Source organism: Methylorubrum subtropicum (genome assembly GCF_038442325.1).
Taxonomy (GTDB): Bacteria; Pseudomonadota; Alphaproteobacteria; order Rhizobiales; family Beijerinckiaceae; genus Methylobacterium; species Methylobacterium subtropicum.
The window spans coordinates 1-3,855 of the sequence record NZ_JBBXMW010000048.1; the positions used below are offsets into that span (position 1 = coordinate 1).

Genomic DNA, 3,855 nt, shown 5'->3' on the forward strand with positions numbered 1-3,855 from the left:
GGACCCGGAAAACTTCCTTGCCAGCGTCAAGCTCGCCGCCGTCCGCATCTGGCTTCGGATTTTATGAGTCCGCGACCTAGAGCATCGGCCCGAAAGGTGGACACCGGCTTTCGGAAAAAGCCGATGCGGCACAAGAACCTAGCGCATCGGCCCGCGCTCAGTCCGTTGCCGCCGCCACCTTCGCCGCCGCCTCGAACTCCGTCCGCCGATGCGCCAGCCGCGCCTCGGCTTCCGCGTCCGGCCCCCAGACGCTCGCCTGATACGCCTCGTCCACATGCGCTGCCGCCCAGGCCGCGTCGGCGGTGAGGCGCCCGTGCAGGACCGCGAGGCCGATCACCAGGGAGCCGGTCAGCGTCGTCAGGGTGTGGAGCGCGGCCAGCCGAAACGGGTCATCCACGGCCTGGACCGCCGCGCGGAGCGCCGCGACCGAGCCTTCGGGCTGCTCGACATGCATCACCCCCTCGGCGAGGAACAGGCGCGCGCCCAGCGTCGCGCCGGCCCATTCGACCAGCGGGTTCCAGGCCGCCGACTGCTCGGCGACGAGGCGGTCGGGCGAATCGGCGCGGTAGGCGATCAGGTCGGTCGCCGCGAAGGCTCCGAGGTCGGCGGCGACCTCCGCCATGCGATCCGCGACGCCGTCGATCGCCGTGTTGACGAGGCGGGTCAGCGGCATCGTGCGCGGATCGATGCTCTCGCCTTGCGCCGCCCACTCGGCCGCGAGCGCCTCGCCGAGGGCGCGGGACGGCACCGCGAGGGGCCGGCGGCCGGGGGTGTTGGCGCCGCGCCCGTCGAGGACGAGGCGGTGGCCGGCCTCCGACTCCGCGAGGCCGGCTTCCCTGTAGAAGCGCTTCGGCAGGGAAGGGGCGCTGCTCGCGCGGGCGGCGCGCTGCGGGTCGGGGCGGGGGGCCTCGCCCGGATCGCCGAGCCAATCGCGGGTCACGTCGTCGTCGGTGCTGCTCATGCCCCGCAGATAGGGGTTTTGCGGCGCGCGCGCGAGCCTTCAGCGCGCGCCGAGACGCTCGGTCACCGGGGCGGCGTCCGATTCGTCGAGGGGGCCGGAAAACAGGTCGCCGAGCGCGTCCGCCGTCTCGACCACCGTGACCGCGCCCGCGCCGAACAGGGCGCCCGGCGCGTGGTAGCCCCAGGCGACGCCGACCGCCGCCGCACCCGCGTCGCGCGCCATCAGCATGTCGAAGGTGGTGTCGCCGATCATCACCGTCATGGCGGGCTCGGCGCCGGCCTCCGCCATGGCCTGGCGCAGCATGGTCGGGTCGGGTTTCGAGGGGGCGTCGTCGGCGGTCTGGATCGTGGAAAACCACCCGTCCCAGCCATGGGCGGCGACGAGGTGGTCGACGCCGCGGCGCGACTTGCCGGTGGCGATGCCGAGCTGCACGTCGGCGCGGGTGCGCAGCCGCGCGATCAGTTCCGCCATGCCGGGAAACAGCGGTTCCTCGTAATCGGGGTCGATCCGCAGGGCCTGGAAGGCGCGCCGGTAGCTCATCGACAGGGCCTCGATCGGCCCGGCCTCGCCGACGAGACGGCGGAAGGCGTCGGGCAGCGACAGGCCGACCACCGACAGCGCCTCCTTGCGCGGCGGCGGCACCAGCCCGTGCTCGGTGAAGGCGCGGCGCTGCGCCTCGACGATGAGGTGCTGGCTGTCGACGAGGGTGCCGTCGACGTCGAAGACGACGAGCTTCACCACGACGGGGCTTGCCCCCTCACGGCCGGCGCGCCGGGGCGGTGGGGCCGGGGCGCCGATCGTAGCCGAGGCGGCAGCGGATGAGGAAGCGGCGGCGCGGGCCGCCATAGAGGTTGCGCCGATGCGATTCGCGATTGCAGGCGGCGTAGGAGGGGCGCCGCCGCCGCTCGCCCGCCCGCGCGGTCTGGGGCGGGTTCGGGGCCGGTGTCGCCGCCGCTTGCGTCCGCTCGGCGGCCGGTGGCGCCTCGGGCGCCGCCGCAAGCGCAGGCGCGGCACCGCTCACGAAGGCGGCGAGCGCGAGGGACATCAGCGTGGGCAGCCTCATGCGGTCCTGACCTCGATGCAGCCGCGGCCGGCGGCACGGACGGGCGAGGCGGCGATCACCGTCCCTCGAATCCCGTTTCGGGCGAATACAATCATCTCGCCGCGCACCCGTCCACGCGGCATCGGCGACGTTCGGGGGAGCATGTCGCGTGCCGCCACGAGTTATGGCGGCGGCCGGGCTTTCCAAGGTCGAGGCTCAGGCCTCGGGTGCTTCCACGATGGGGTCGTAGCGGGCGGCGTCGAATCCCAGAAGATTCCAGCTCTGAGCCATGTGCGGCGGCAGCGGCGCGCTAACATCGACCGGCTGGCCCGTGCGCGGATGCGGGATCACGATCCGGCGGGCGAGCAGGTGCAGGCGGTTCTGGATGCCGCCGGGCAGCTCCCAGTTCTCGACCTCGAAATATTTCGGGTCGCCGACGATCGGGTGGCCGATATGGGCGGCGTGCGCGCGCAGCTGGTGGGTGCGGCCAGTGACGGGCTTGAGGGAGAGCCACGCGAGCTTCTGCGCCGCCTGATCGACGGTGGCGTAGTAGGTCAGCGCGTGGCTCGCACCGTCGTCGCCGTGCTTGACCACCCGCATGCGGGCGTCGGCGTCCGTCGGCTCGTCCTTGGCGAGGTAGGTCGAGACCCGGCCCTGCCGCGTGCGCGGCACGCCGGCCACCAGCGCCCAGTAGATTTTTCTGGCCGCCCGCGAACGGAAGCTCTTGGCGAGCGTCGCGGCGGCGAGCCGCGTCTTGGCGACGATGAGGCAGCCGGCCGTGTCCTTGTCGAGACGGTGGACGAGGCGCGGGCGCTGCCCGTCCGGCGCGGTCAGCGCTTCGAGCAGGCCGTCGACGTGGCGCACGGTGCCGGAGCCGCCCTGCACGGCGAGCCCGAACGGCTTGTTGAGGATCATCATCTCCGCGTCCTCGTAGAGGATCAGCGAGCGGAGGAACTCGGCGTCGTTCGCAGCCTTGGTCGGGCTGCGCGGACGCTCGGCCTGCGGGTCGAGCTTGAGCGGCGGCACCCGCACCGCGGAGCCCGGCTCCAGCCGGTCGGCGGCCTTGGCGCGCTTGCCGTCCACGCGCAGCTCGCCCTTGCGCACGAGGCTCTGGACGCGGGTGAAGGGCAGTTGGGGAAACCGCACGCTGAGGAAACGGTCGATCCGCATCCCGGCCTCGTCGGGGGCCACCGTCAGCGTCTGCACGCCGCTCGCCAGCGTGGCTGACGCCGCGGCGCGCTGCTCGCGCCGGGTCGGGCCGGCGGGCGGGGCCGCCTTGTCGGGGGAGGGCGCCTTGGCGGCGGCTTTAGGGGCCGCGCGGCGCGGCGGGGGCGCCTGCTCTTGAGCGGGCGCCGGCTTGCGGGCGCGCGGCGGGCGCGGGGGCAGCGCGTCCTCCGCCTCGCCCCAGGGCGAGCGCTCGCCCGCATCCTCGCCGCGGTTGCGGGCGGCACGCTTGGCGGCGTCCAGCGCCGAGGTGCGCGGGCCGGTGCCCGGCCGCGAGGCGAAGCCGGGCTTGCCCGGGGGGCGCTTGCCGCCCGAGCCGCGATGTGGAGGACGTCCCTTCATGGCCCGCTGCTATCATCCTGGGATGACGGCGCAAAGCCGGGTGGACGCAAGGTGAGGATGTCGCGACCGCTCTCCTCCCCCTTGTGGGGAGGAGTTGGAGGTGGGGGTGGTGCCGGATGAGGCTCGGCGATCCATCCTGAACCACCCCCACCCCGAACCCCTCCCCCTTGTGGCAGGGCTATCGCATATGACTTTTCGGCGCGTCGATCCGCGTTGAAGGCCATGCGTTGACGCCTCCTTATAGACAGGAGGTGATCGATGCTGGAAGTGCAGGGTTTGTTTTCGG

General features: G+C 73.3%; 4 protein-coding genes. All 4 read right to left on the reverse strand.

The window, feature by feature from the left end; all coding sequences use genetic code 11:
- Positions 1-157: 157 nt before the first annotated feature.
- Positions 158-961 carry an ATP12 family chaperone protein gene (locus AAHG03_RS26970; protein WP_342154952.1) on the reverse strand — a complete coding sequence of 268 codons (804 nt, stop codon included), beginning with the start codon at positions 959-961 and terminating at the stop codon, positions 158-160.
- Positions 962-1,000: 39 nt separating this feature from the next.
- Positions 1,001-1,702 (reverse strand): HAD-IA family hydrolase, encoded by a 702-nt coding sequence (locus AAHG03_RS26975; RefSeq protein WP_342154954.1) that lies wholly within the window; start codon positions 1,700-1,702, stop codon positions 1,001-1,003.
- A gap of 16 nt (positions 1,703-1,718) precedes the next feature.
- Entirely contained in the window at positions 1,719-2,024 is a 306-nt protein-coding gene (locus AAHG03_RS26980) for a serine/threonine protein kinase (protein WP_342154956.1), read from the reverse strand.
- Positions 2,025-2,219: 195 nt separating this feature from the next.
- Entirely contained in the window at positions 2,220-3,569 is a 1,350-nt protein-coding gene (locus AAHG03_RS26985; protein ID WP_342154958.1) for an RluA family pseudouridine synthase, read from the reverse strand.
- Between the last annotated feature and the right edge of the window lie 286 nt (positions 3,570-3,855).